Raw genomic sequence first — 25,262 nt, forward strand, 5'->3', positions numbered from 1 at the left:
CCGAGTGACCGACCGGGCCCCCCACCCCCTGTTCCAGGCGACCTACCGCTCCAGGCGACCCACCGCCCAGGCACCCACCGCTCCAGGCGACCCACTGCTCCAGGAGGCCCCATGTCCCTCTCCTCGTACGGGCGTTACCCGCTGCTCTTCGGCCCGTCCCCGGTCCACCCGCTGGAACGGCTCACCGCCCACCTCGGCGGAGCCGCCCTCTGGGCGAAGCGGGAGGACTGCAACTCCGGCATCGCGTACGGCGGGAACAAGACCCGCAAACTGGAGTACCTGGTCGCCGACGCGCTCGCCCAGGGCTGCGACACGCTCGTGTCGATCGGCGGGGTGCAGTCCAACCACACCCGTCAGGTCGCGGCCGTCGCCGCCCGCGCGGGACTCAAGTGCGTCCTGGTGCAGGAGAGTTGGGTGGAGTGGCCCGACTCGGTGTACGACAAGGTCGGCAACATCCTGATCAGCCGGCTGGCCGGGGCCGATGTGCGCCTGGTGCGGGCCGGGTTCGGGATCGGCTTCAAGGAGAGCTGGGAACTGGCCCTCAGGGAGGTCGAGGAGTCGGGCGGGAAGCCGTACGCCATCCCGGCCGGGGCCTCCGACCATCCGCTCGGCGGACTCGGCTTCGCCGGATGGGCGTACGAGGTCGCCGAACAGGAACGGGAGTCGGGTGTCTTCTTCGACACCGTGATCGTCTGCTCCGTGACCGGGTCGACCCAGGCCGGCATGGTCGCCGGGTTCGCCGCGCTGGAGGAGACGGGCGGGCGGGCCCGGCGCGTCATCGGGATCGACGCCTCGGCCAAGCCCGCCGAGACCCGGCGGCAGATCGCCCGCATCGCCCACGGCACCGGCCGACTCATCGGGGTCCGGCGCGAGTTGACCGTCGAGGACATCGAGCTGGACGAGCGGTACCACGGAGGCGTCTACGGCGTCCCGGACGAGGCGACCCTGGAGGCGATGCGGCTCGCCGCGCGCACCGAGGGCATGGTCACCGACCCCGTCTACGAGGGGAAGTCGATGGCCGGGCTCGTCGACCTGGTCGCGCGCGGCGAGATCGGCCGCGACTCCACCGTGCTGTACGCCCACTTGGGCGGGCAGCCGGCCCTGAACGCGTACAGCGCGCTGTTCTGACGGCGCACCGGGCCGTCGACTCCCTCGGCTCCGCATTAGGACGCGGCCCGTTTGGGCTGGCTCGAATGTCTTTTCCCCGGCCGCCGGCACCAGCAGACTCGTTCCAGAGCCCGGCGGCCGCGCCGGGGCCGCCCGACCCGGGAGTCGATCACCGTGAATCTCTTCGCCCGCTCCGCCGCCGCCGTCCTCGTCGTCATGGCCGCCTCGCTGGGCGTCGCCGCCTCGGCGGCGGCGACGCCGGCTGTCACCGTGCAGGCGGACGCCGCGCAGGACACCGAGCCCACGGCCGACAACATCTGGGGCTAGGACCTCACGGCAGACCTGCCAGGCGCCCGGCTCGATGATGGACGGACTCCGTTGTATGTGATCACAGCACGACTGGCGAGTTCTCAGCCGAAGGACCGGGCCTCGGATCTGGACCGGATCGCCGGCCGGCTTCGTGAAGCGATCGGCTGGGGCGATTCAGGCCTTCAGCACCACTGGATGCGGCCGGACCCGCTCGGCGCCGCGCTCGTCCTCTACATGACGGGCCCGAGCCTGGAATCGGCAGAGCGCGAAGCTCGCACGATCCTCCGCCGGGTCCTCGCCTCCGATCTGAGCCTCGGCCGGTGGCGGCTGGACCGCGCCGGTGCCGATCTGATCGTGAGTGCGATGGAGGCGCTGCTGTGGCGTCGGCCACCTGACGGCGGCCTGACCTGACTTCCGGGGGCCATGCGTCCCCGGCCAAGCGGAAGAACTTCCCGCTTTCCTCACCCCTTTCTTCACTCCTTTCTTCACTCCTTTCTTCACCCCTTTCCTCACGGCTTTCCTCACTGCTTTCTTCAGCGATTCGTCAGCGCTCTCCTCACCGCTGTCGCATCGCTGCTGCACGCTGCGCCGACCACCGGACCATCGATTCCCAAGGCGGACTTACGTGTCATGAATTTCGCAGATTTCACCCTGGTCGAGGCATTCGACGAGATGGCCGCCACCCGGCCCGATGCGACGGCCATCGAATTCAACGGCGATCGGGCCTCCTATGCCGAACTCGCCGCCGCGTCCCGACGGGTGGCGGCCCTGTTGAAGGAACGCGCCGGAGTGCGGCCCGGCGACCTCGTGGCTTTCTGTCTTGAGCCCTCCGTGGAAATGGTCGTCACGGTACTTTCGATTCTGCGCTGCGGTGCCGCGTATGTGCCGCTCGATGTGCAGAACCCGCCGGTGCGCAACCGGCTCATCCTCGACGACAGCCGTCCGCGGGCCGTGGTCGGCGATGTGGTCGACGGGCCGGCCGGCGTCTGTGCGATCACCGGTGACGAGGTCCGGCAGGCGGCCTGGGACACCGGCGCGCAGGAGTGGCCCGGGGCCCGACCGGATCCGGACGCGTACTGCTACGTCATCTACACCTCGGGGACCACGGGCAGACCCAAGGGCGTGCCGATCACGCACCGCAACGTCCTGGCTCTCTTCGGGGCCGCCGCCGAACTGTTCGACTTCGGTGCCGACGACGTGTGGATGCTCTACCACTCCATCGCCTTCGACTTCTCCGTCTGGGAGCTGTGGGGGCCGCTCCTGCACGGCGGCCGCCTGGTGATCGTCGACCGGTGGACGAAACTCTCGCCCGAGGCCTGCGCCGAACTGCTGCTGGACCGCGGCGTGACGGTGCTCAACCAGACTCCCACCGCGTTCTCGGTCACGTCCCGCGTCCTCATGGAGAAGGTGCCCGACGGCGCCGGCGTCCCGTTGCGCTACGTCGTGTTCGGCGGTGAGCGGCTCTCCATGCCCGCACTGCGTACCTGGGCGGACCGGTTCGGCCTCGACCGGCCGCAACTGATCAACATGTACGGGCTCACCGAGGCCACGGTCCACACCACGTACCACCGGCTCACCGCGGGGGACCTGCTCCTCGACGACTCGGTCATCGGCCGGCCGCTGCCGGGCTTCACCGCGCGCATCGTGGACGAGACGGGTCGCAGCGGCGAGCGGGGTCAACTCGTCGTGTCCGGACCCCAGGTGGCGGCCGGCTACCTGGACCGGCCGGAGACCACCGCCGAGCGATTCGGGCCCGACCCGCTCGGCCTCGTCGACACGGCGCACTTCTACCGGACCGGGGATCTCGTGGAGTCGCGGAACGGGCGCCTCGTCTACCTCGGTCGTGCCGACCGGCAGGTGAAGATCCGGGGTCACCGCATCGAGCTCGGCGAGGTGGAGGCGGCTGTCGCCGCCGTACCGGACATCACCGAGGCGTCCGCCGTGGTGGTCGGCGGCGCCGAGAACCCCGTCCTCGCCTGCGGATACACCACCCGCTCGGGGCAGCAGGTCGAGCTTCGCGTCCTGCGGGCCGAACTGCGCAGACGTGTACCGCAGTACATGCTTCCGACCCGTTTCCAGTGGTTCGAGCAACTGCCGCTGACGGTGAACGGAAAGACGGACAGTCAGAGCGTGGCCAAAGAAATGGAGTACGAGAAGTGAGTGAAAGAGTGCCGGCCTCGAGCCGGGACGAAGTGCGGCAGTGGATTCTCGACCGGATCGGTGAGGAGTTGGGAGACCACCGGATCACCGGTGCCGACAATTTCCTCGAACTCGGCGGCCACTCCATGATGGCGATCGAACTCAAGACGAGGATCGCCCGTGAACACGGTCTGTCGATCAGCCTCGCCGATCTGTTCCAGCGTTCGATCTCCGCCACCGTGGCCCGCGCCGAAGACGGAAAGGCCACGGTGTGAACGGCATGCGCGTCTATGCTTCCGTGCTCCGCATCCCCGACTACCGCAAGCTCTGGATCGGCGCGGTCATCAGCCTTCTCGGTGACGGCGCCACCTGGACGGCTCTCGCGTGGATCGCCGTGTCGACCGGCGGCGCCGGGACCCTGGGCGTACTCGGCGTCTGCTACTCCGCCCCCGTGCTGCTCGGCGGCCTCCTGGCCGGCAAGGTCGTGGACCGCTTCTCCCGGCGCAAACTGCTGGTGTTCGACTCCGTGGTGCGCGCCACGGCCATGCTCGCCGTCCCGCTGCTGTACGTCGCGCACGTCCTCGACCCGTGGCACCTCTATGTCGTCGCGGCCGTCTTCGGACTGTTCAAGATCATCCCGATCGGCATCATCCCCGCCGTCCTGCCCGATCTGGTGCCCAAGAAGCAGCTCCCCACCGCGATCGCCCTCGAGGCCGTCGCCTACGGCGCGGCCGGCATGGTCGGCCCCGCTCTCGGCGGCCTGCTGATCCCGTTCATCGGCGGGTACTGGGTGCTCGCCCTGGACTGCGCGAGCTACCTGGTGTTCGCCGCGCTCGTGCTCAGCATGAAGGCCCGCCTGGACCGTCCGGGGGCCGGTGCGCCCACCACGGGCGACCGCGGCGCGGTCGTCGAGCGGAGCTCCTGGCGCCCGGTCGTCGCGTTCGTGGTCCGGGACCGGGTGATGCTGGTGATCACCATCACCTTCACCATCTTCAACGTGGCGATGGGCATGCTGATCGTCGTTCAGCCGTGGCTGGCCCATGAGCGTCTCCCGGGCGGCGCCACCATGCTCGGCGTGCTCGTCGGCGGCCTCGCCGGCGCCGAGATGATCGGCTCGCTGATCGCCGGAGCGATCAAGCCCGCCGTCCGGCCGATGCTCCGTATCGGTCTGCTCCAGGTGATCTCCGGCAGCGGCCTGCTTCTGCTTCTCGGAGCGAACCCGGTGCTCATCCTCGTCGGCCAGGCCGTCTGCGGCCTGCCCGCGATGCTCATGACGGTCTCCTCGCAGAGCGTCCGGTACCAGCGCACCCCCGAGGTGCTCCGCGGCCGGACCATGACCCTGATGCGCACGCTGATGCACAGCGCGTACCCGCTCGGGGCGATCGTGGCCGGCCCGCTGCTGGCGGGCGACCACTACACCGTCGTCGTGCTGGCCATGGTCGTGGCCGCGGGCGCACCCGGCCTGCTCACTCTCGCCCTGGTGCGCAACGCGGTCGTCGACGAGCGGGAGCCCGGGACAACACCGGCCGGGCCCGCTCCCCAGGCCGCGGCCGAGCCGGTCGGCCAGACCCCCGTGCTCGCGGCCGGGTCGGCGCACGACGGCTGATCACCGAGCGGCACAGCCACCGCCCTCGCGGCCGACACCGGCGAGTACCCGGCGGCCCGGTGCTCCGGCCGCCCATGTCCTGAGCGGTCCAGTACTGGTCAACCTCACCAGCGTCCGACGCTGACTCACCTCGTATCGGAGTACACACTCATGCCCGCAACAATCGTCACCACGAGGGCGGTTCCCGCCTCGTACGCCCAGGAAGGGCTGTGGCTGCTGGAGCAGTTCGGCGCGGGGCCGGCGGCCAACAACCTCCCCATGGCCTGGCGGATCGCCGGCCGCGTGGACCTGGACGCGCTCGGCGGCGCCCTGCGCCTGGTCGCCGAGCGCAACCCGGTGCTGCTGTCCCGCTGCGCCTGGGACGAGGACGCCGGAATCCTGCTGATGTCCGAGGACTTCGGGCCCGGGGACATCCCGCTCCACGTCACTCACGGCGTCGAGGAGCAGCAGGCGCTGCTCGAGGTACGGGAGGAGTCGCTGCGTCCCTTCCCCGGCGACTCCCCGCTGATCCGCGCGCATGCCTGGGCCCCGGCGGGGGAGGGCGACACCCTGTTGCTGCTCGTCATCAGCCACCTGGTGTTCGACGGAGGCTCGGAGGAGTCCTTCTTCGCCGAACTCGACGCGTGCTACCGCCATGTGACGGAGGGCGAGGCCCTGCCGCCGGTCCCGGAGCCGTATCGGCGCTTCGCCCGGGAGCAGCGGGAACACTTCGCCCGAGCCGACCGGTCCGCCCGGGTGTCCGAGCTCGCCGCCCGGCTGCCCGTACCGAGCAGCGTGGCACTGCCCGGCTCGGCCGGCGGCGGCCCGGCCGGACAGGACCCCGCGGCGGCGGCCCGCCACTACGAGCGGCTCGACGCCGGGGAGCTCTCCCTGCTGAAGCGGTTCGCCCACGGCCACGGCGCCTCCGAGGTGATGGTGCTGCTGGCCGCACTGGTCGCCACGGCCGCCCGATGGGGCGACCAGGAGAGCTGCAGCGTGCTGCTGCCGAACGCGAATCGGGCGGAGGCCTGGAGCCGCCGGCTGATCGGCCCCTGCCTCAACAGTCTGTACGTCACGGCTTCGGCCGATCCCCGGCAGAGCTTCGCCGAGCTGCTCGGCCAGGTCCGTGACCTGGCGCTGGACGCCTACGGGGACCACGACGTGCCCGCCGAAGCGCTGCGCGCCCGCTGGGCGGAGCGCGGCGGCGAGGCCCACACCAACGTGATGCTGAACATCTTTGCCCGACAGCGTGCCGAGTTGAGCCTGCCCGGCTGCACGGCGAGGCGGCTGAGCTGGGAGGAGACTCCGGTACTGGCTCGGACGGACCTCTGCGTCTACGGCTGGCCGCAGGACGGCGGGCTGCGCCTGGAGTTCCTCCATCGCACGGCCGCCCTCACCCCGGCGGACGCGGCCTCGTTCGCCGCCTCGATGACCGGGCTGCTGCGGCAGGCCGTCCTCGCCCCGGACCTGCCGCTGGCCGAACTCGCCCTGGACGGAGCCGACCGCGTCACCCGCGCACTCGCCGAACCGCTGCCCGCCTCGCCCCGGACGTCGGTCGTCGAGCAGGTGTGGGAGGCGGCTGCCCGCCACCCGGAGGCCATCGCGATCCGGGCCCCGGAAGGCGACCTGAGCTACGCCGAGCTGACCGCCGTGGCCGAGGCGGGTGCGGCCCGGCTCCTCGACCTGGGTCTGCGTCCCGGCCGGATCGTCGGGCTGGAGGGCGGCCACAGCACCCGGACCGTCCTCGCGGCCCTGGCCGTCCTGCGCGTCGGCGGAGTACTGCTGTTCATCCAGCCCGACCTGCCGCGGGCGCGCCGGGACGCGATCCTCGAGACCGCCCGCCCGGCCTTCCTGATCGGCGGGAGCGAGGGCGCCGCCGTCCACCCGGACGCGCTGCTCGCCGCCGGGGACGGCCCGGGCGACGTCCCGCTGCCCGGCCCCGACGATCCGGCGTACGTGTTCTTCACCTCCGGTTCCACCGGCACCCCCAAGGGCGTGCTCGGCCGGCACGGCGGACTCGCGCACTTCCTCGCCTGGGAGCGCGAACTGCTGGGAACGGGCCCCGGCGACCGGGTCGGCTGGCGTACCAACACGGGCTTCGACGTGGTGCTGCGCGACCTGTTCCTGCCCCTCGTCTCCGGCGCCGCGCTGGTCGTACCCGAACCCGGCGATCTGGAGGACCCCGCCGCGACCCTGCGGTGGCTGGAGCGCAGCGGGGTGACCACACTGCACATCACCCCGAGCCTCGCCGACCTGCTCGTCGCCGAGCACGCCGAGGACCCGGACGCGGCCCCCCGGCCCCGCGCACTGCGCGCCGTGCTCTTCGCCGGAGAGCCGCTCACCGGACAGGCGGTCCGCCGCTGGCGCGAACACCTGGGCGGACAGGCCCGCGTCGTCAACCTCTACGGGCCGACCGAGACCACGCTCGCGAAGTGCTGGTACGAGGTCCCCGCCGAGCCGTCGGACGGGGTGCAGCCGATCGGCCGGCCGCTGCCGGAGACCCAGGTGGCCGTCCTCGGCTCCACGGGCAGGCCCGCCGGGATCGGCGAGACCGGCGAGATCGCCATCCGCACCCCGCACCGCTCGCTCGGCTATCTCGGGACGCCCGGCGGTGACGCGGCGGACCGCTTCACGCCCAATCCGTTCCGCGCCGACGAGGCCGACCTCCTCTACCGGACGGGCGACCTCGGCCGTCTTCGCGCCGACGGGCTGCTGGACATCCTCGGCCGCGCCGACGACGAGCTGAAGGTCCACGGGGTGCGCGTGCAGCCCGCGGAGGTCACCGCCGTCCTGCGGGCCCACCCCGACATCGAGCAGGCCGCCGTGCTCAAGCGCGACGACGGCCATGGACTGATCGGCTACGCGGTGACGCGCGCCGGCGTGCGGCTGGACGAGGCCGAGGTGCTGCGACACGTCGCCTCGCTGCTGCCTGCGGCCTTCGTGCCCGCCCGGCTGGTGGCACTGGACCGGCTGCCGCTGCTGCCCAACGGCAAGGTGGACAAGAAGTCCCTGCCGCAGCCTTCCGCGCGCCGTGCGCACCACGAGACCGTCGCGCCGCGCACCGCCGAGGAGGCGGCCGTGGTGGACATCTTCGAGCAGGTCCTCGGGGTGCGGCGGATCGGCGTGCACGACGAGTTCCTGGCGCTCGGCGGCCACTCGCTGCTGGCCATGCAGATGGCCGCACGGCTCGGGAAACACTTCGGCGTCCGGGTGCCCGCCGCCGTCATCCTGGACCGGGCGACGCCCGCGGTGATCGCGGCCCGCGTCATGGTGCGCCGCCCCGAAACGCCTCCGCCGGCCGGCGCCACGGCACGGGACGCCCCCTATCCGGCCGGTCTCACCCAGGAGCGGATGTTCTTCCTGGAGGAGATGACAGCCGGCGAGCCGGGCGTCTACACCATCCCGTGGTGCTTCCGCCTCCGCGGAGACCTCGACCGGGAGGCGCTGCGCAGGGCGCTCCTGCGCCTGGTCGAGCGGCACGCCCCGCTGCGCACCGGCTTCGAGGTCACGGCCGACCGGTTGCAAGCCCTCCCGAGGGCGGCCCGGGAGGTCTTCGACCACCGGACGGTCGAGCTCTCCGGAGCCGGCGAACTCCCCGCCTTCGTCAAGGAGGAGCTCACCAGGCCGCTCGACCTGCGGGCCGGCCGGGTCATGCGCGCCACCCTCGCCGAGCTCGGGCCCGACGACCGCGCCCTGATCCTGATGGTCCACCACATAGCGGCGGACGGCTGGTCACTGGCCGTGCTCCAGGACGAACTGGCGGCGCTCTACGCCGCGTTCAGCGGGCAGCCGGGCGCGGTGGAACCCCCTCTGCCCGAGTCGGACTACGCCGGGTTCGCGCGTCGGCAGCGGGCCCGCACCGCGGCCCTGGAGGCGGACGGCGGTCTGGCGAGGGCGGCCGAGCACCTGCGCGGAGCCCCGGAGCGTTACGGCCTGCTCACCGACCGCCCGCGCGGTCACCGCCAGACCTACCGCGGCGACCGCGAGGTGCTCGCGCTCCCGGCGGAGCTGGCGCAACAGCTCCACCGCGAGGCGGGCCGCCGCTCCGTCACCCCGTTCACCCTGGTCGCCGCGGCCTACGCGGCGGCGGTCGCGGCCCGCGGCGGCGACCGCGAGCTGGTGCTCGGAACGGCGGTGGCCAACCGGCCCGAGGCCGGCCAGCAGGAGCTGATCGGCTGCTTCATCAACACCGTCCCGCTGCGGCTGCGACTGCCCGCGAGCGGACTGCTCGACGACCTCGTCGCCGTGACAGCGGCCGAAGTCGGGCGCGGACTTGCGGAAGCGGACGTGCCGTTCGAACGGCTGCTGTCCGAACTCGACGTGCCGCGCACAGCGAGCCACCCGCCCGTGTTCCAGGCGGCGCTGGTGATGCAGCAGGCGGCACCGGCCTCACTCGAACTGCCCGGTGTCCGGGTCGAGGAAGTACCGGACGTGCGCACGACCGCGAAGGCCGAACTGAGCCTGATCACCCGTCTCGACGGCGAGCGGTCCGAACTGACCCTGGAGTACAACGCCGATCTCTTCGAGCGGGCCACCGTCCGCCGGCTCCTCGCCCACATCCGCCATCTGCTGGAGAGCACCACCGACCCGGCCGCCCGGTACGACGCGCTGCCCCCGTCCGAACTCGCCGCGGAACTCGCCGCGGCGGCCGGCCCCACACCCTGGGCCGGCCCGGACGAGGCCCAGGACCTGCTCACCGGGATCCGCCGGTCCGCCGCCCGCACCCCGGACGCACCGGCCGTCAGCTACGCGGGGCGCACCCTGAGCTACGCGGAACTGCTCGGTCTGGCCGACGCCCACGCCCACCGGCTGCGCGCGGGCGGAGTCCGTCCCGGCGACGTGGTCGCCGTGCACCTGGAGCGCTCGGCCGAACTGGTCGTCGCCCTCCTGGCCACGATGGCGGCGGGGGCCGCGTACCTGCCGCTCGACACCGCGGCCCCCGCCGAGCGGCTGCGGCTGATGATGGACACCGCCGGGGTCCGCACACTGCTGACCGGCCCCGCGGGGGCGCCCGACGGCCTCGGCCGGGAGCACACCCTCGTCGTCGGCCTGGAGGCCGAGCCCGCACCGCCGCTGGACCTGCCCCTGCACGGCGGGCTGCCCGCGTACTGCCTCTTCACCTCGGGTTCCACCGGGACTCCCAAGGGCGTTCTGGTCCCGCACCGGGCGATCACCAACCGGCTGCGCTGGATGCAGGACACCTACCGGCTCGACGCGTCCGACACCGTCCTGCAGAAGACCCCCTACACGTTCGACGTGTCGGTGTGGGAGTTCTTCTGGCCGCTGCTGGCCGGCGCCCGGATCGTCATGGCCCGTCCCGGCGGTCACCGCGACCCGGGATACCTGATCGAGGAGATCCGCCGTGAACGGGTCACCACCGTGCACTTCGTGCCGCCCATGCTGGCCGCGCTGCTCGAGCAGCCGGGCGCGGAGACCCTCGCCGGGACCGTACGTCTGGTGGTGTGCAGCGGCGAGGCGCTCGAGGGCAGCCTGCGCGACCGCTTCCACGAGGTCACGGCCACCGCCGGGACGACACCACCCCGGCTGGAGAACCTCTACGGCCCCACCGAGGCCGCCGTGGACGTCTCGTGGCACGGCTGCGCACCGGCGGAGACGGGCGCCGCCGTCCCCATCGGCCGCCCGATCGACAACATCCGGCTGTACGTGCTCGACCGCGACACCCTGCGGGTGACCCCGCGCGGCGGCGTCGGCGAGCTGTACATCGGCGGCATCGGACTGGCCACCGGCTATGCCGGCCGGCCCGATCTCACCGCGGACCGGTTCGTCCCGGACCCGTTCGCCGGCCCGGAGCACCCGGGCTCGCGCCTCTACCGCACCGGCGACCTGGTGCGGCGGCTGCCCGACGGCGAACTGGAATACCTCGGGCGGACCGACTTCCAGGTGAAGATCCGCGGCGTGCGCATCGAACTCGGCGAGATCGAGGAGCGGCTGGCCGCCCAGCCCGAGGTCACCGACGCCGTCGTCGTGGTCCACGAGCATCCGGGCGGGGGCAAGGAGCTGATCGGCTACGTCGCCCGCCGCCCCGGCGCCCCCGTGGACGGCACCGTGCTCGCCGAGCGGCTGCGCGGCATCCTGCCCGACTACATGTGCCCCTCGCTGATCGTGGTCATGGACGAGTTCCCGCTCGGCACCACCGGCAAGGTCGACCGGCGGGCCCTGCCCGACCCGCAGCCGTGGCGCGGCGACACGGTGGCCTACGAGGCCCCGGACACCGACGAGGAACGGATACTCGCGGCCATCTGGGCCGAGGTGCTCGGGCCGGACCGGAACGTCGGCGCCCTGGACCACTTCTTCGCCATCGGCGGGGACTCGCTCAGCGCCGTACGCGTGGTGGGTTCCGCCGCCGACCAGGGCTGGTCCCTGGGCCTGGACGACGTGTTCACCGCCCGCAGCCTGCGCGAACTCGCCGCCGTCATGACCGCGGCCGATCCGCTCCGGGAGCAGGCCACACCCCTTGGCGAATTCACCCTTCTCAGCACCGCCGACCTCGCTCGGCTCGGACTCTAGAGACCGGAGAACAGTCGCATGACCACCGCAACACCCCACCGCGGAACAGCCACCAGCTCCGTCACCGACGCCTATCCGCTGTCCCGGCTGCAGGCCGGCATGATCTACCACGCCGAGCTGGAGGGCGATGCCTCCTACTACCACGACATCTACTCGCTGCGGGTGCACGGGCCCTGGCACGAGGAGAGCTTCCGCGCCGCCGTGGCCGGCCTGACCGAGGCCCACGACGTACTGCGCACCTCCTTCGAACTGGCCAAATTCAGCGAACCGCTGCAGCTCGTGCACTCCACGGTCGACGTCCCCTTCGAGACCGTCGACCTGCGCGGCCTGGAGCGGGAGGCCGCCGAGCAGGTCCTCGCCGACTGGCGGCGCGAGGAGACCGGCCGCCCCTTCGACTTCGCGGCGGCGCCGCTCTTCCGCATGGTCGTACACCGCCTGGGGGACGAGGAGTTCCACTTCTGGTGGTCGTTCCACCACGCGATGATGGACGGCTGGAGCCTGCACTCCGCGGTGGCGGAGCTCTTCGGCGGCTACACGGCGATCCGTACGGGCCGCAACCCCGACTTCACCGCCCCACGGACCCGCTACCGCGACTACATCGCGCTCGAACTCGACGCTCTCGACGACGCACGGCAACGCGACTTCTGGCGCGACCAGCTGGCCGGCGCCGAGCCCGCCGTCCTGCCCGTACCGCCCCGGCGCACCAGTGACGAACTGGACTCGACCGTGGCCGTCGAGTGGTACGACATCCCGCGGCCCGTGCTCGACCGGCTCGGCGAACTCGCGACGCGGCTGCGCGTCCCCGTCCGTACCGTGCTGCTCACCGCGCACCTGCGCGTGGTGTCGGGGCTGCTCGGGCGCTCCGACGTGATCACCGGGGTCGTCGGCAACGGCCGCCCCGAGACGCGGGACGCCGAGCAGGTCAAGGGACTCTTCCTCAGCACCTATCCGCTGCGTACCGCCCTCCCGCGGGCCAGTTGGGCCGACTTCGCCACCGCGGTCTTCGCCCAGGAGGCCGCGATCCTGCCCAACCGCCGCTATCCGCTCGCGGCGATGGTCGAGGAGACCGGCTGGAGCCCCTTCGACATCGTCTTCGACTTCCGGCGGTTCCGCAGCTACGAGGGGCTCACCGCACAGGGCGACCTGGCCTTCGACATCGGCGACTACTACGAGCACACCAACTTCCCGCTGACCTCCGGATTCGTGATGAACCCGGAAGGCACCTCGCTGCGCCTGCAACTGCGCTACGACGCGCGCCGCTTCGACCGTGCCGACACCGCCCGGCTCGGCCGGGCCTACCTCTCGGTGCTGGAGCGGATCGCCGCCGATCCCGACTCCGCCGTGCTGGCCGCGCCCGCCCTCGCGGACGAGGACGTCGCCGCCCTCGCCGTGCACGGCTCCGGCCCGTGGCGCGACACCGCGCGCCCGCACGGCGTCCACCAGCGCATCGAGCGGGCCGCCCGGTCCGGCCGGACCGCCGTGCGCGCCATCGACGGCGAACTGTCGTACGACGAGCTGCTGGAGGTGGCCGGCCGGATAGCGGGCGGCCTCGCCGAGGCGGGAGTCCGCCGGGGCGACCCGGTCGGCGTGTGCATGAACCGCGGCACCCTGCTCGTTCCCGCTCTGCTCGCCATCTGGCGGATCGGCGCCAACTACGTCTCCCTCGACCCCGATTACCCGCTCGACCGGCTGCGCTACATCGCCCGCCACAGCGGCGCGGAGTTCCTCCTGCACGACGCCGCGTCCGCCCGTGTCGCCGCCGAACTCGCCCCGGCCTCCCTCGCGGTCGAGACGGCTGGCGCACACCCGCGCAGCGCCGAGGCGGTCGAGGTCTCCGGCGACGAGCTCGCCTACACGATCTACACCTCCGGCTCCACCGGCCTGCCCAAGGGGGTCGAGGTACCGCACGGCTCCGTCGTCAACTTCCTGGACGCCCTCGTGGAGCGCCTGGACCTGGACGACTCGCACCCCTACCTCGCCACCACCTCGATCAGCTTCGACATCCATGTGAACGAGATGTTCGTCCCGCTGATACTCGGCGGCACCGTGCTCCTGGCCGCCCGCAGCCAGGTCGCCGACGGCGCCGCGCTGCGTGAACTGATCGAGTCGGCACCCGGCCTGATCGCCCAGGGACCGCCCGCCATGTGGCGGATGCTGCTCGACACCGGCTGGCGCCCGAAGGACATGGCCGGAGTGCTCTGCGGTGGTGAGGCGTTCCCGCGCGACCTCGCCGAGAGGCTGTCACGCGACGGTGCGGCGGTCTGGAACATGTACGGACCGACCGAGACCACCGTGTGGTCCGCCGTCCAGCGAGTGGCGGACGGGGAGGGCACGGTGCCCATCGGCCGTCCGATCCGCAACACCACCATGTGGGTGCTGGACGCCCACATGGACCCGGTCTTCCCGGGCGTACCCGGCGAGCTGTACATCGGCGGCGAAGGCGTGGTCCGCGCCTATCACGACCGGCCCGACCTGACCGCGGACCGCTTCGTGCCGGATCCCTTCGCCGGCCCCGGCCGGCCCGGCGCCCGGCTCTACCGCACCGGCGACCTCGTCCGCGTCGGCGAGAACGGCACCTTCGAGTACCTGGAGCGGGTCGACCTCCAGGTGAAGGTGCGCGGCTACCGCATCGAACTGGAGGAGGTGGAGGCCAGGCTCGGCCGGCATCCGGAGGTCTCCGCGGCCGTCGTCGCGGCGCCGCTCGGCACGGACGGCGAACGGGTTCTCGCCGGCTACGTCGTGGCCGCTCCCGGCGTGGACGGCGGCGCGCTGCGCACCTGGTGCGCCGAGGCACTGCCCGGCTACATGGTGCCCCAGGCCTGGGTGCTGCTCGACGCCCTGCCGCTCACCCCGAACGGCAAGGTCGACCGCAAGGCACTGCCCGGCATCGGCGAGGCGATGTCCTCGGCCGCCGGCGACACGGCCGCGCCCGGCAACGACACCGAGCGCGCACTGGCCGCCATCTGGAGCGAGGTGCTCGGCGTCACCGGCATCGGCGTGAACGCCAACTTCTTCGACATCGGCGGCCACTCGCTTCGCGCCCTGCGGGTGGTGCTCAAGGTCCGCGACGAGCTCGGAGTCGAGCTTCCGGTCGCCGCCCTGCTGCAGGCGGCCACCATCCGCAGGCTCGCGGCCCTGATCGACCGCCGGGACGCCGACGGCACGGACGGCGTCGACACGCTGGTCGTGCCGCTCAACTCCGCGGGCAGCAGCCCGCTGTTCCTCTTCCCCCCGCTCGGCGGCCACATCTTCGGCTACGGACCGCTCGCCCGGCTCCTCGACGGCGAGGTCACCGTGTACGGCGTGCGCGCCAGCGGCATGGAACCGGGGGAGGAGCCGCTGGACACGATGAGCGGCCTCGCCGACCACTACGTCGCCCGCCTCAAGGCCGCCCAGCCGGAGGGTCCGTACCACCTGGCCGGCTGGTGCATGGGCGCGACGGTGGCCGTGGAGGTGGCCCGGCGGCTGCGCGAGGCGGGCGACGAGGTCGGCTATCTCGGGCTGGTGGTGGCCAACCCCTTCGATCCGGCCCCGCGCAGGCTCCTGGAGGACCCGACCGCCCTGGTGCACCACATGCTCGGCCAGGGAACCGACACGACGTACGAGGAACTGGCCGCCATCGACGGCCTCGACGAGAAGATCGAATTGGTGTTCAGCCGCGGCCGGAGCGCGGGCGCGCTGCGCGACGACGTCAGCAGCGTCGAGGACGCGCGCAGGCTGTTGCGGGTCTACCAGGCCAACGCCAAGGCGATCAGTTCGCACCGGCAGACCGAGTACGACGGCGCCGCCCAGGTCTTCGTCCTTCCCGAGGAGGACTTCCGGCCCGTGGACATGGGCTGGTCACAGGTGATCACCGGACCGACCACCCTGCACGGGCTGCCCGGCCTGCCCGCCACGTTCCTCACCCGCGACGAGGTCGGCCGGCTGGCCGAGGTCATCGCCGACGAGCTGTCCCACCGTGCCGCCCGCTGAGCGGCCCCCGACGACCGACACCGACCGAACAAGGAGTCAGAACATGGATGTCGAGAGCATCGACCGCTTCACCGTGGTGAGCAACGCGGAGCAGCAGTACTCGGTCTGGTTCCCCGGGCGGGCCCTCCCGCCGGGCTGGCAGGCCTCCGGCTTCGAGGGAAGCAGGGCCGAGTGCCTCGCGCACATCGCGGAGATCTGGCAGGACCTGCGTCCGCTCAGTCTTCGCGTGGCGCTCGCGGCCGGAGAGGCGGCCTGAACCATGCTGACCGTCTACACGACCGCGCCCTCCTCGCACAGCCTCACCGGACCCGAGTTCCGCCGGCGGGCCGTCGACGTGGCGCGCTGGACCGAGGCGGCCGGCCACCGCGGCCTGCTCGTCTACACGGACAACACGCTCGTCGACCCCTGGGCCGCTGCCCAGCTGATGATCGAACACACCGAGACCCTGGTGCCGCTGGTGGCGGTGCAGCCGCTGTTCCGCCATCCCTTCGACGTCGCCAGGGCGATCAGCTCCATCGGCTATCTGCACGGCCGCCAGGTCGATCTCAATCTGGTGACCGGGGGATTCGCCGGGCACATGCGCGAGTTGGGTGACGTCCTCGACCACGACGAGCGCTACGACCGGCTGGCCGAGTACGGGAAGATCGTCAACAAGCTGCTCGCCGGTGTCCGGCCGGTGACCCACCTCGGCCGGCACTACGGCCTCAACGCCGCCTCGCTCACCATCCCGCTGCCGGCCGAACTCGCCCCGGGCATCTACGTGTCGGGATCCTCCGACGCCTGTGCCGAGGCGCAGCAGACCCTGGGCGCCGTCCGCCTGTCGTACCCGCGCGCGGCGGCGGACCACGCGCAGGATCCCGACGGCCTGCGGGGCAACGGCATCCGGCTGGGCATCATCGCGCGTGAGAGCGGTGCGGAGGCCTGGCGGATCGCGCACGAGCGGTTCCCCTCGGACGAGCTGGGCGAGCGGCTGCACGATGTGGCGGCCGGCCAGGTCGAGTCGCGCTGGCACCGGAACCTCTCCCGGGACGCGCAGCACTCGCACCGTCCCAGGGACGGCTACTGGCTCTATCCGTTCCGCGCGTACAAGACCTTCTGCCCTTATCTGGTGGGTAGTTACGAGGAGGTGGCCCGGCTGCTGGGCGAGTATCTCGAGCTGGGCATCACCGCGCTGATCCTCGACGTGCCTCGGGAGGAGGACGACCTCCACCACTCGGCCATCGCGCTTCGACTGGCGCAGCGGATGCCGGCCGCCGTCTGACCCGGCGGCACCGCACGTCCGTCGAACCTTTCGAAGGAGACAGAGCATGACCCAGACAGCCTCGTGGATCCGGCGTCTCGACGCTCCGGCGGGCGCCGCGGCGCCGGATCCGCAGCTGGTCTGCTTCCCGCACGCGGGGGGATCGGCGGGCTTCTACCGCCCGCTCGCGGCCGAGCTGGCCGGCCACGCCGAGGTGCTCGGCGTGCAGTATCCGGGGCGCCAGGACAGGTACGCGGAGCCCGTGGTCACCGATGTCCACCAGCTCGCCGACCGGGTGGCGGAGGTGCTGGGGCAGGGCGAAGCGGGCCGGCCCCGAGCCCTGTTCGGCCACAGCCTCGGCGCCGTCGTCGCCTACGAGGTGGCCGCTCGGCTGGGCGACGCCGCCCCGGTCGCGCTCATCGTGAGCGGCCGCCCGGCGCCCTCGCGCATCCGCCGGAGCAGCGCGTACCTGCTGCCGGAGGACGCGCTGGTGGAGCAGGTGAGGTCGCTCGGCGGTACGGAGAGCGAGCTGCTGGACCATCCCGAACTGCGTTCCCTGCTGCTGCCGTTGATCCGGGGCGACTACCGGGCCAGTGAGACCTACCGGTTCGGCGGCGGCCCTCCGCTGGGCTGTCCGGTCGTGGCCGTCACGGGCGACGACGATCCGCTGACCCCCGTCGCGGACGCCCGGGTGTGGGCCGAGCACACCACGGGTCCGTTCCGGCTCCAGGTCCTGAGCGGCGGGCACTTCTTCCTCACCGAACACTGGGCGGAGCTCGCCCGCACCGTCCGTTCCGGCACGGAAGCGGCCCTCGCACGACCTCGGCGACACGGACCTGCCGCGGCCCGCAGGGTCGCCTGACGGGCCGCCGGCCGGTTCGTGACGGCCTCGTCGTCACCTCTCGCGCTCCGGCCCCACACTGAGCCCGATCCCGGCCTGATCGGCCCTGCGATTCCCCCCTTCACCATGAGCTGAGGAGCCATCAATGAGCACAACCCGCGTCGACCGTGCGCCGGACGCGGTCACCGTCCCGGCCGGCGGCTCGTGTGCCGACGCCGTCGCCACGACCGGACTGCCCAGGACCGGGCCGAACGCGATCGTCGCGGTCCGCGATGCCGGCGGCCGGCTCCGGGACCTCTCCTGGCAGCCGGGGGAGGAGGCGGACGTCGTTCCCGTCCCCCTGTCCAGCCCCGACGGGCTGGACATCCTGCGGCACTCGACCGCGCATGTCCTCGCCCAGGCCGTGCAGAGCCTCTACGCCGAAGCCAAGCTCGGCATCGGGCCGCCCGTCGAGAACGGCTTCTACTACGACTTCGATGTCGCCAAGCCGTTCCAGCCGGACGATCTGGAGCGGATCGAGACGCGGATGCGGGAGATCATCAAGGCGGGCCAGCGCTTCCGGCGCCGAGTGTTCCCGTCGACCGAGGCGGCGAAGCGAGAGCTCCGCGACGAGCCGTACAAGCTCGAACTGGTGGATCTGAAGGGTGCCGACGACGCCCTCTCGGCCGACGACGCCCCTTCGGCCGACGACTCCCCGTCGGGGGAACTGACCGTCTACGACAACCTCGACGCGCGCACGGACGAGATCTGCTGGTCCGATCTCTGCCGGGGCCCGCACCTCCCCTCGACCAAGCTGATCCAGGCGTTCAGGCTGACCCGCTCGGCGGCCGCCTACTGGCGGGGGAACGAGGCCAACCCGCAGCTGCAGCGTGTCTACGGCACGGCCTGGCCGACGCGCGAGGCGCTGAAGGAGCATCTGCGGCGGCTGGAGGAGGCCGGCCGGCGCGATCACCGCAGGATCGGCGAGGATCTCGATCTCTTCACCTTCAGCAAGGAGATCGGGAAGGGACTCCCGCTGTGGCTGCCGAACGGCACGATCGTCCGGGACGAACTCGAAGGCTGGGCGCGGCAGACGGAGCGACGCCTGAAGTACCGGCGAGTGGTCACACCGAGCATCACCAAGGACGAGCTCTACTACCTCTCGGGGCATCTCCCCTATTACCGCGAGGACCTCTACGCGCCGATCGACATCGAGGGTGAGCAGTACTACCTCCGGCCGATGAACTGCCCCCACCACCACATGGTGTACAAGTCGAGGCCGCACAGTTATCGGGACCTCCCGTACAAGATCGCGGAGTACGGGACCGTTCACCGGTTCGAACGGAGCGGCCAGCTCCACGGCCTCATGCGGACCCGCGGGTTCACCCAGAACGACGCGCACATCTATTGCTCGGCCGAGCAGGCGAAGGACCAGTTCCTGGAAGTGATGCGCATGCACGACGAGTACTACCGGGCGCTCGGCATCTCGGACTTCTATATGGTGCTCGCCCTGCGGGATCCGCGGAACACGGCCAAGTACCACGACGACGAGGAGATGTGGCGTCTCGCGGAGCAGATCACCCGTGACGCCATGGACGAGTCGAACATTCCCTATGTCGAGGAGATCGGCGGGGCCGCCCATTACGGGCCCAAGGTCGACTTCATGATCCGCGCGGTGACCGGAAAGGAGTTCGCCGCCTCGACGAACCAGGTCGACCTGTACACACCGCAGCGTTTCGGCCTGACCTACCACGACTCGGACGGTGGCGAGAAACCGGTCGTCGTGATCCATCGCGCGCCGCTGGGCTCGCACGAGCGGTTCGTGGCCTACCTGGTCGAGCACTTCGGCGGCGCCTTCCCGGTCTGGCTCGCCCCGGAGCAGATCCGTGTCATCCCCCTCGCACCGGAGTTGCGGGAGTACGCGGACGAGGTGTGCGACGTCCTCCTCGGCGCCGACCTGCGCGCCGAGGTCGACCGTGGCGACGCCCGGCTGTCGGCGAAGGTACGGGCCGCGGTCACGCGCAAGGTGCCGCTGATCGTCGTCCTGGGCCGAAAAGAGGCCGAGAGCCGGACCGTGTCGGTGCGGTACCGCTCGGGCGAGGAGCGTTCGATGCCGCTCGAGGCGCTGGTGGAACAGGCCACCGAACTGGTGCGCTCCAAGAGCCTGGAGGGCGCCGGACACCGGTAGGGCACGGAGGGTCCGACGAGGTCGGGGAGGTCCGGGGAGCGGTGCCGGGGGGCGGACCCGGTACCGCTCCCCGGACCGTCCGCACGGCGCCCGGTAGGGGCGTACCGCGGAGAACGGACTCTTTCCTCCCAGTTTGGGCAGGGCCGCCGTAAAGCCGTGGAGGGTGGCGTCGACCGCCTGTACGATCGGGCGCGCGTGCCCTCAGTGGCGCGCAAAGCATCCTTGACATGCCCGGAGAGGCTTCGTGACCTCTCGCGGGCTCGCGGAAGCTGACGGGGGAACAGTGCTTGACTTCTTGGGACTCGATCCCATAGCCGAACGAACATACCGATTGCTGTTGACTCGGCACGACCTGGATGTCGAAGGAATGGCCAAGGAGCTCTCCGCCACCGCGGGCGAGATCCGCCAGGCCCTCGACAACCTTGCCGAGCTGACCCTGCTGCGTCCTTCTTGGGAGGTGCCCGGTGAATTGCGGCCGGTCAGCCCTCAGGTCGGAATGGAATTACTCATCCAGCAGCGCCAGGCAGAAATGCTGCGCCAGAGTTATCAGTTCGCGGAGAGCCAGGTGGCCGTCGCGCAACTGGTCCAGGAATACACCGACCGGCGTTTCGGGCAGGACCGCCCCGAGGTCGAGAAACTGATGGGGATGGACGCGATCCAGGACCGGATCGAGCAGCTGTCCCTGCGCGCGGCCGAGGAAGTGGCGACCCTCATGCCCGGGGGGCCGCAGGACCCGGTGCTCATCGAGGCCGCGAAGAGGCTGGACTCGCAGGTGCGCGATCGCGGGGTGGCGATGCGCACCGTCGGTCTCGAGAGCCTCCGCAAGGACCCTCCCACGCTGGCCTATGCCCGCTGGCTGACCGAGATCGGCGCCGAAGTGCGCACCGCGCCCTCGCTGCCCGTCCGGATGCTCATCTACGACCGGCGCGTCGCCCTGGTGCCGGTCGACCCGGACAACACCGCGCTCGGCGCCCTCGAGGTCACCGACCCCGGCACGGTCACGGTGATCCTCGCTCTTTTCGAGCAGATCTGGTCCACGTCCCGACCCGTCGGTGACACCACCCCGGTCACCGACGACGACGGCCTGTCCCCGCAGGAGCGCGAGCTGCTGCTCCTGCTGTCACAGGGCCTCACCGACGAGCGGGCCGGTCGCCAGCTGGGGCTTTCCGCGCGGTCGGTACGGCGGATGATGGCCGGCCTCATGGAGCGCCTCGGTGCGCGCAGCCGTTTCGAAGCGGGTCTGCGGGCCTCGGAGAACGGCTGGCTCTGACGGGTGGGAGAGGCGGCGAGAGCGCCGGCCGTGGTGCCGGGCGCCCTCGCCGCCTTCTTCGCCGACGGAACCGCCCCTACCGCCTGCCGCCTGCGGCCGGCCGCCGTTCCGCGCGGTGACCGTGACCGTGACCTGGGCCGTGACCTGGGCCGTGACCTGGGCTGTGACCGTGGCCGGGGCTGTCGTCCGTGTCAGCCGCCCAGGGCCGGGACCCTGCGCCTGCCCCTGATCGCGAAGGCCGCCGCCAGCAGGGCCGCCAGCGCGATCAGGGCGGCCGCGCCGAACGCCCGGGTGGCGCCGTGGACGAGGATCTCGGCCGGGCTGCCCACCGCGTGCCGGGTGGCCGTGCCGTACACCGTGACCAGTACGGACAGCCCGAGGGTGCCGCCGAGCCACTGCAGGCTCTGGAGCAGGCCGGAGGCGGCGCCGGCCTCCGCGGGCCCGACCTTCGCGAGGATCGTGGCGTTGAGCGGCATCAGGGCCAGACCGATGCCGATGCCCAACAGCAGCAGCGGGCCGAGCAGACCCGTCGCATAGCCGTCGTCGGGGCCGAGCCGCCACAGCCAGGCCCCCGAGCCGGCGAGCAGCGTCATACCGGTCAGGATCAGCGGCTTGGCGCCGAGGCGGGCCAGCAGCCGCGGCACGAACCGTACGGTCGTGAACATCACCGCTGTCATCGGGAGGAAGGCGACACCGGCGCGCAACGGGCTGTAGCGCAGCACCTCCTGACTGATGAGGGTGAGGAAGTAGAAGGCGCCGAACATGCCCGCGGGCAGCAGCAGGACGCCGAGGTAGGCGCCCGTGCGGTCGCGGTCGGCGAAGAGCCGCAGCGGCATGACCGGCTGTTCGGCGCGGGCCTCGATCAGGGCGAAACCGACGAGCAGGGCGGCCGCGCCGGTGAAGCCGAGCAGCGCCAGGGTGTCGCTCCACCCCTCCTGCGAGACCCGGATGAAGGCGTACACCAGGGAGGTCGTCCCGGCGGTGCCGGTCAGGGCGCCCGCCGCGTCGAACCGGCCGGCGTGGCGCGGGGTCTCGGTGACGAAGCGGGGCAGGGCGAGGGCGACCGCGATCCCGATCGGCACGTTGATCAGCAGGGCCCAGCGCCAGGACGCCCAGGCGGTGAGCATCCCGCCGAGGACCAGGCCGATGGAGGCCCCGATCCCGGCCGTGGAGGAGTAGACGCCGAGGGCGTGGTGGCGGCGGGGGCCCTCGGGGAAGTTGGTGGTGATCAGGGCGAGGGTGCTGGGCGCGGTGAGGGCGGCGCCGGCCCCCTGGAGGGCGCGGGCGGCGAGCAGCCAGCCGCCGTCCCCGGCCAGGCCGCCGAGCAGCGAGGAGCCGGCGAACAGCAGGACGCCGAGGGTGAGTGTGCGGCGGCGGCCGAGGAGGTCGCCGACGCGTCCGCCGAGCAGCAGCAGTCCGCCGAAGGCGAGGGTGTACGCGTTCAGCACCCAGGACAGGCCGGTGGGAGAGAAGCCGAGGTCACGCCGTATGTCGGGCAGGGCGACATTGACGACCGTGGAGTCGACTCCGACCATGAGATAGGCGGTGACGATCACGAGGAGGACGGCGCCCGGCCGGGCGGCCGCTCCGGGTGGCGCGGGTGGGAGGGGAGAGGCGGCCGAGGCGGAGGCGGCCGAGGCTGAGGCGGTCGAGGCGCCGGCGGCCGAGGCGGAAGGGGACGGCGTGGACATGGGGTGCTCCCTGTCTGGTGTCCCCGCGTGATGTGGTGGAACATGCGGGCAGCACGAAGAGACCCTGGTCGTGGACCCGCAGAGACGAGCGCACTAAGCGGGGACTATCTCCGTTTAGTGTCTGCCAAAATACGGAGAGAGTCCCCGGTTCGCAAGGAGTAACTGGATGACGCAGGTCAGGCCCATGCGTGCGGACGCTCGCCGCAACTACGAGCGCTTGCTGAAGGTGGCGGCGGAGGCCTTCGCCGAGCATGGGGAGGGCGCGTCCCTCGACGACATCGCCAAACGCGCGGGCGTCGGATCCGGCACGCTGTACCGGCACTTCCCCACGCGTCAGGCGCTGTTGGAGGCGGCCTACGTCGACCGGATCGAGGCGCTGGCCGTGCGGGCCGACGAGCTCGGCGGGGAACTCCCGCCGGGCGAGGCGCTGGTGGAGTGGCTCAACGAGCTGTGCGTCGGCACGATCCAGGTCCGCGGTATGAAGTCCCTGCTGGGCTCCGCCGTCACGGACGGCAGCGCGGCCGCGGTCACCGCCTGCGGCACGAACATGAAGGAAGCGGCGGCCCGGCTGGTGGAGGCGGCGCAGCGGGAGGGCACCCTGCGGGCGGACGTCGAGCCGATCGACGTCCTGCGCCTCGCGCACGGGGTGGCGACGGCGTCGGAGCTGGCGAAGGGGGACCGCACCGCCATCCGCCGGTACGTGTCGCTGCTGACGGAGGGGCTGCGGTCCGCGCGGTGACGGCAGCGGGCGCCCCCGTGGTGGCGGGCGCCCGTGGCTGAGCGACTGCGGGCCGGGGCCGGACGCGACTACAGGGCCTGGGCGCCCGGCTTCACCATGTTCCGCACGGTGCGGGCCTTCACGAAGTCCCCCATGGCCGTCATCTCCCACTCGCCGGAGAACTGCCGGATCAGCTTGGCCATCAGCACGCCCGTCTGCGGTTCGGCGCCGGTGAGGTCGAAGCGGACGAGCTCCTCGCCGGTCGCGGCGTCCAGGAGACGGCAGTAGGCCTTGGCGACCTCCGTGAACTTCTGGCCGGAGAAGGAGTTCACCGTGAAGACCAGACCGGACACCTCCTGCGGGAGACGGCCGAGGTCGACGACGATCACCTCGTCGTCCCCGCCGCCCTCGCCGGTGAGGTTGTCGCCGGAGTGCTTGATCGCGCCGTTCACGATGGAGAGCTTGCCGAAGTAGCAGCTGTCGATGTGGTTGCGCTGGGGGCCGTAGGCGATGACCGAGGCGTCCAGGTCGATGTCCTTGCCGCGGAACGCCGGCTCCCAGCCCAGGCCCATCTTGACCTGCGAGAGCAGCGGGCGACCGCCCTTGACGAGGGAGACGGTCTGGTTCTTCTGGAGGCTGACCCGGCCCTTGTCCAGGTTGATCTTCCCCGTCGCGGCGGGCGCCGCCGCGGGCGGCGCGGCAGGCATCGGCGGGGCCGCCGGGGTCACCGGGGACTGCCGCACGGGCGGCGCGGCGACCTGCTGCGGGGGAGCGGCCGGCGCCGGTTCCTCCACCGTCACCCCGAAGTCGGTGGCGATGCCGGCGAGGCCGTTGGAATACCCCTGGCCGACCGCGCGGGCCTTCCAGGCGCCGTTGCGGAGATAGATCTCCACGACGACCAGGGCCGTCTCCGAGCCGAGCTGCGGGGGCGTGAACGTGGCCAGCACGCTGTTGTCGTCCGCGCTGCGGATCGTCGCCGTCGGTTCCACGCCCTGGAACGTCTGTCCCGCGGCGTCCGGGCTGGCGGTGACGACGATCTTCTCGATGCCCGGCGGGACGGCGGCCGTGTCGACGATGATCGCGTCGGGGGCGGTGCCGCCGCCGGAGCGGTAGGTCACGCCGGGGCCGCTCGCCTGGTTGTAGAAGATGAAGTCGTCGTCGGAGCGCACCTTGCCGTCGGCGGTGAGCAGCAGGCCCGAAACGTCGAGCCGCACCGGAGCGGCGACGTCCACCGTCACGCGCGCGGTGGGGAGAGGGATGTTCGAGCCGGGGGTCATAGCTGTCATGCCGGGTGAACGAGCGAGACCACTTTGCCGTTCCCTTACCCGGACCCGAACGGGCCCGGGCAGGGACACGGCAGGCGCACGGGCCCACGGCACCACCACGGTCTTGCGGCCGACCCCTGCCGCGAACGGTGCCGGCGCCCGCGGGCGGCGACCTCCACGACCGCCTCGCGCGGCCCCGGCTCCGGCGTCGGGTTCCGGTGGCGATCATCGAGGCCGCGCGGGTCGACGGGGCACGGCTGCCGACGATCCTCGCGCGCGTGGTCGCCCCGATCGCCCTGCCCGGGATCGCGGCGACGGCCCTGACCCGCTTCATCTTCAGCTGGAACCTCGGCCAGGAACGACTGCATCATCCACACCGCGATCGGCAGGTTCATGGAGGGGTGGAGGACGACCAGCAGCCGGAGAGCAA

At 72.0% G+C, this 25,262-nt stretch carries 16 protein-coding genes and 2 pseudogenes; 15 read left to right on the forward strand and 3 right to left on the reverse strand.

The annotated features are described in order from the left end of the window. Positions 1-111: 111 nt before the first annotated feature. From ABT070_RS27175 to ABT070_RS27235, 13 genes are all read left to right on the forward strand, one after another. On the forward strand, positions 112-1,128 hold the full coding sequence (locus ABT070_RS27175; RefSeq protein ID WP_351764490.1) for a 1-aminocyclopropane-1-carboxylate deaminase: 1,017 nt from the start codon (positions 112-114) through the stop codon (positions 1,126-1,128). A 153-nt stretch (positions 1,129-1,281) separates the two neighbouring features. Continuing rightward, positions 1,282-1,434, forward strand: a complete 153-nt coding sequence (locus tag ABT070_RS27180; RefSeq protein WP_351764491.1) for a hypothetical protein — start codon at positions 1,282-1,284, stop codon at positions 1,432-1,434. A 57-nt stretch (positions 1,435-1,491) separates the two neighbouring features. Continuing rightward, on the forward strand, positions 1,492-1,827 hold the full coding sequence (locus ABT070_RS27185; RefSeq protein ID WP_351764492.1) for a hypothetical protein: 336 nt from the start codon (positions 1,492-1,494) through the stop codon (positions 1,825-1,827). 219 nt (positions 1,828-2,046) lie between these two features. Beyond that, on the forward strand, positions 2,047-3,576 hold the full coding sequence (locus ABT070_RS27190) for an amino acid adenylation domain-containing protein (protein ID WP_351764493.1): 1,530 nt from the start codon (positions 2,047-2,049) through the stop codon (positions 3,574-3,576). Continuing rightward, entirely contained in the window at positions 3,573-3,830 is a 258-nt protein-coding gene (locus ABT070_RS27195) for an acyl carrier protein (RefSeq protein ID WP_351764494.1), read from the forward strand. The genes ABT070_RS27190 and ABT070_RS27195 overlap by 4 nt, the downstream gene beginning before the upstream one ends. A gap of 5 nt (positions 3,831-3,835) precedes the next feature. Beyond that, positions 3,836-5,161 (forward strand): MFS transporter, encoded by a 1,326-nt coding sequence (locus tag ABT070_RS27200; RefSeq protein WP_351764495.1) that lies wholly within the window; start codon positions 3,836-3,838, stop codon positions 5,159-5,161. 150 nt (positions 5,162-5,311) lie between these two features. Next, positions 5,312-11,668, forward strand: a complete 6,357-nt coding sequence (locus ABT070_RS27205) for a non-ribosomal peptide synthetase (RefSeq protein ID WP_351764496.1) — start codon at positions 5,312-5,314, stop codon at positions 11,666-11,668. Between the two features lie 18 nt (positions 11,669-11,686). Then, positions 11,687-15,640, forward strand: coding sequence for a non-ribosomal peptide synthetase (locus ABT070_RS27210; RefSeq protein WP_351764497.1), 3,954 nt, complete (start codon positions 11,687-11,689; stop codon positions 15,638-15,640). 43 nt (positions 15,641-15,683) lie between these two features. Further along, entirely contained in the window at positions 15,684-15,896 is a 213-nt protein-coding gene (locus ABT070_RS27215) for an MbtH family protein (protein WP_351764498.1), read from the forward strand. Between the two features lie 3 nt (positions 15,897-15,899). Beyond that, complete coding sequence (locus ABT070_RS27220; RefSeq protein ID WP_351764499.1) at positions 15,900-16,901, forward strand: LLM class flavin-dependent oxidoreductase; 1,002 nt, start codon at positions 15,900-15,902, stop codon at positions 16,899-16,901. Between the two features lie 46 nt (positions 16,902-16,947). Further along, positions 16,948-17,742: a thioesterase II family protein gene (locus ABT070_RS27225; RefSeq protein WP_351764500.1), complete on the forward strand. Its 795-nt coding sequence runs from the start codon at positions 16,948-16,950 to the stop codon at positions 17,740-17,742. A gap of 124 nt (positions 17,743-17,866) precedes the next feature. After that, positions 17,867-19,888, forward strand: a complete 2,022-nt coding sequence (thrS, locus tag ABT070_RS27230) for a threonine--tRNA ligase (RefSeq protein ID WP_351764501.1) — start codon at positions 17,867-17,869, stop codon at positions 19,886-19,888. A gap of 244 nt (positions 19,889-20,132) precedes the next feature. Next, positions 20,133-21,158, forward strand: a complete 1,026-nt coding sequence (locus tag ABT070_RS27235) for a helix-turn-helix transcriptional regulator (protein ID WP_351764502.1) — start codon at positions 20,133-20,135, stop codon at positions 21,156-21,158. Positions 21,159-21,349: 191 nt separating this feature from the next. On the opposite strand, the gene ABT070_RS27240 is transcribed toward ABT070_RS27235, so the two are convergent. Then, positions 21,350-22,849 (reverse strand): MFS transporter, encoded by a 1,500-nt coding sequence (locus tag ABT070_RS27240; protein WP_351764503.1) that lies wholly within the window; start codon positions 22,847-22,849, stop codon positions 21,350-21,352. Between the two features lie 166 nt (positions 22,850-23,015). Between ABT070_RS27240 and ABT070_RS27245 the strand changes: the two genes are divergently transcribed. Next, positions 23,016-23,588: a TetR/AcrR family transcriptional regulator gene (locus ABT070_RS27245; RefSeq protein WP_351764504.1), complete on the forward strand. Its 573-nt coding sequence runs from the start codon at positions 23,016-23,018 to the stop codon at positions 23,586-23,588. A 68-nt stretch (positions 23,589-23,656) separates the two neighbouring features. Here the strand turns inward: ABT070_RS27245 and ABT070_RS27250 are convergent, their stop codons facing one another. Next, positions 23,657-24,844: a TerD family protein gene (locus ABT070_RS27250; protein ID WP_351764618.1), complete on the reverse strand. Its 1,188-nt coding sequence runs from the start codon at positions 24,842-24,844 to the stop codon at positions 23,657-23,659. A gap of 200 nt (positions 24,845-25,044) precedes the next feature. On the opposite strand from ABT070_RS27250, the pseudogene ABT070_RS27255 reads away from it, so the two are divergent. Further along, a pseudogene (locus tag ABT070_RS27255) lies at positions 25,045-25,179 on the forward strand (carbohydrate ABC transporter permease); the annotation flags it as partial. Here the strand turns inward: ABT070_RS27255 and ABT070_RS27260 are convergent. Next, positions 25,174-25,251: pseudogene (locus ABT070_RS27260) on the reverse strand (carbohydrate ABC transporter permease); the annotation flags it as partial. The pseudogenes ABT070_RS27255 and ABT070_RS27260 overlap by 6 nt on opposite strands. Positions 25,252-25,262 lie beyond the last annotated feature (11 nt).

Source organism: Streptomyces sp. NPDC002884, from assembly GCF_040295245.1.
Classification (GTDB): Bacteria; Actinomycetota; Actinomycetes; order Streptomycetales; family Streptomycetaceae; genus Streptomyces.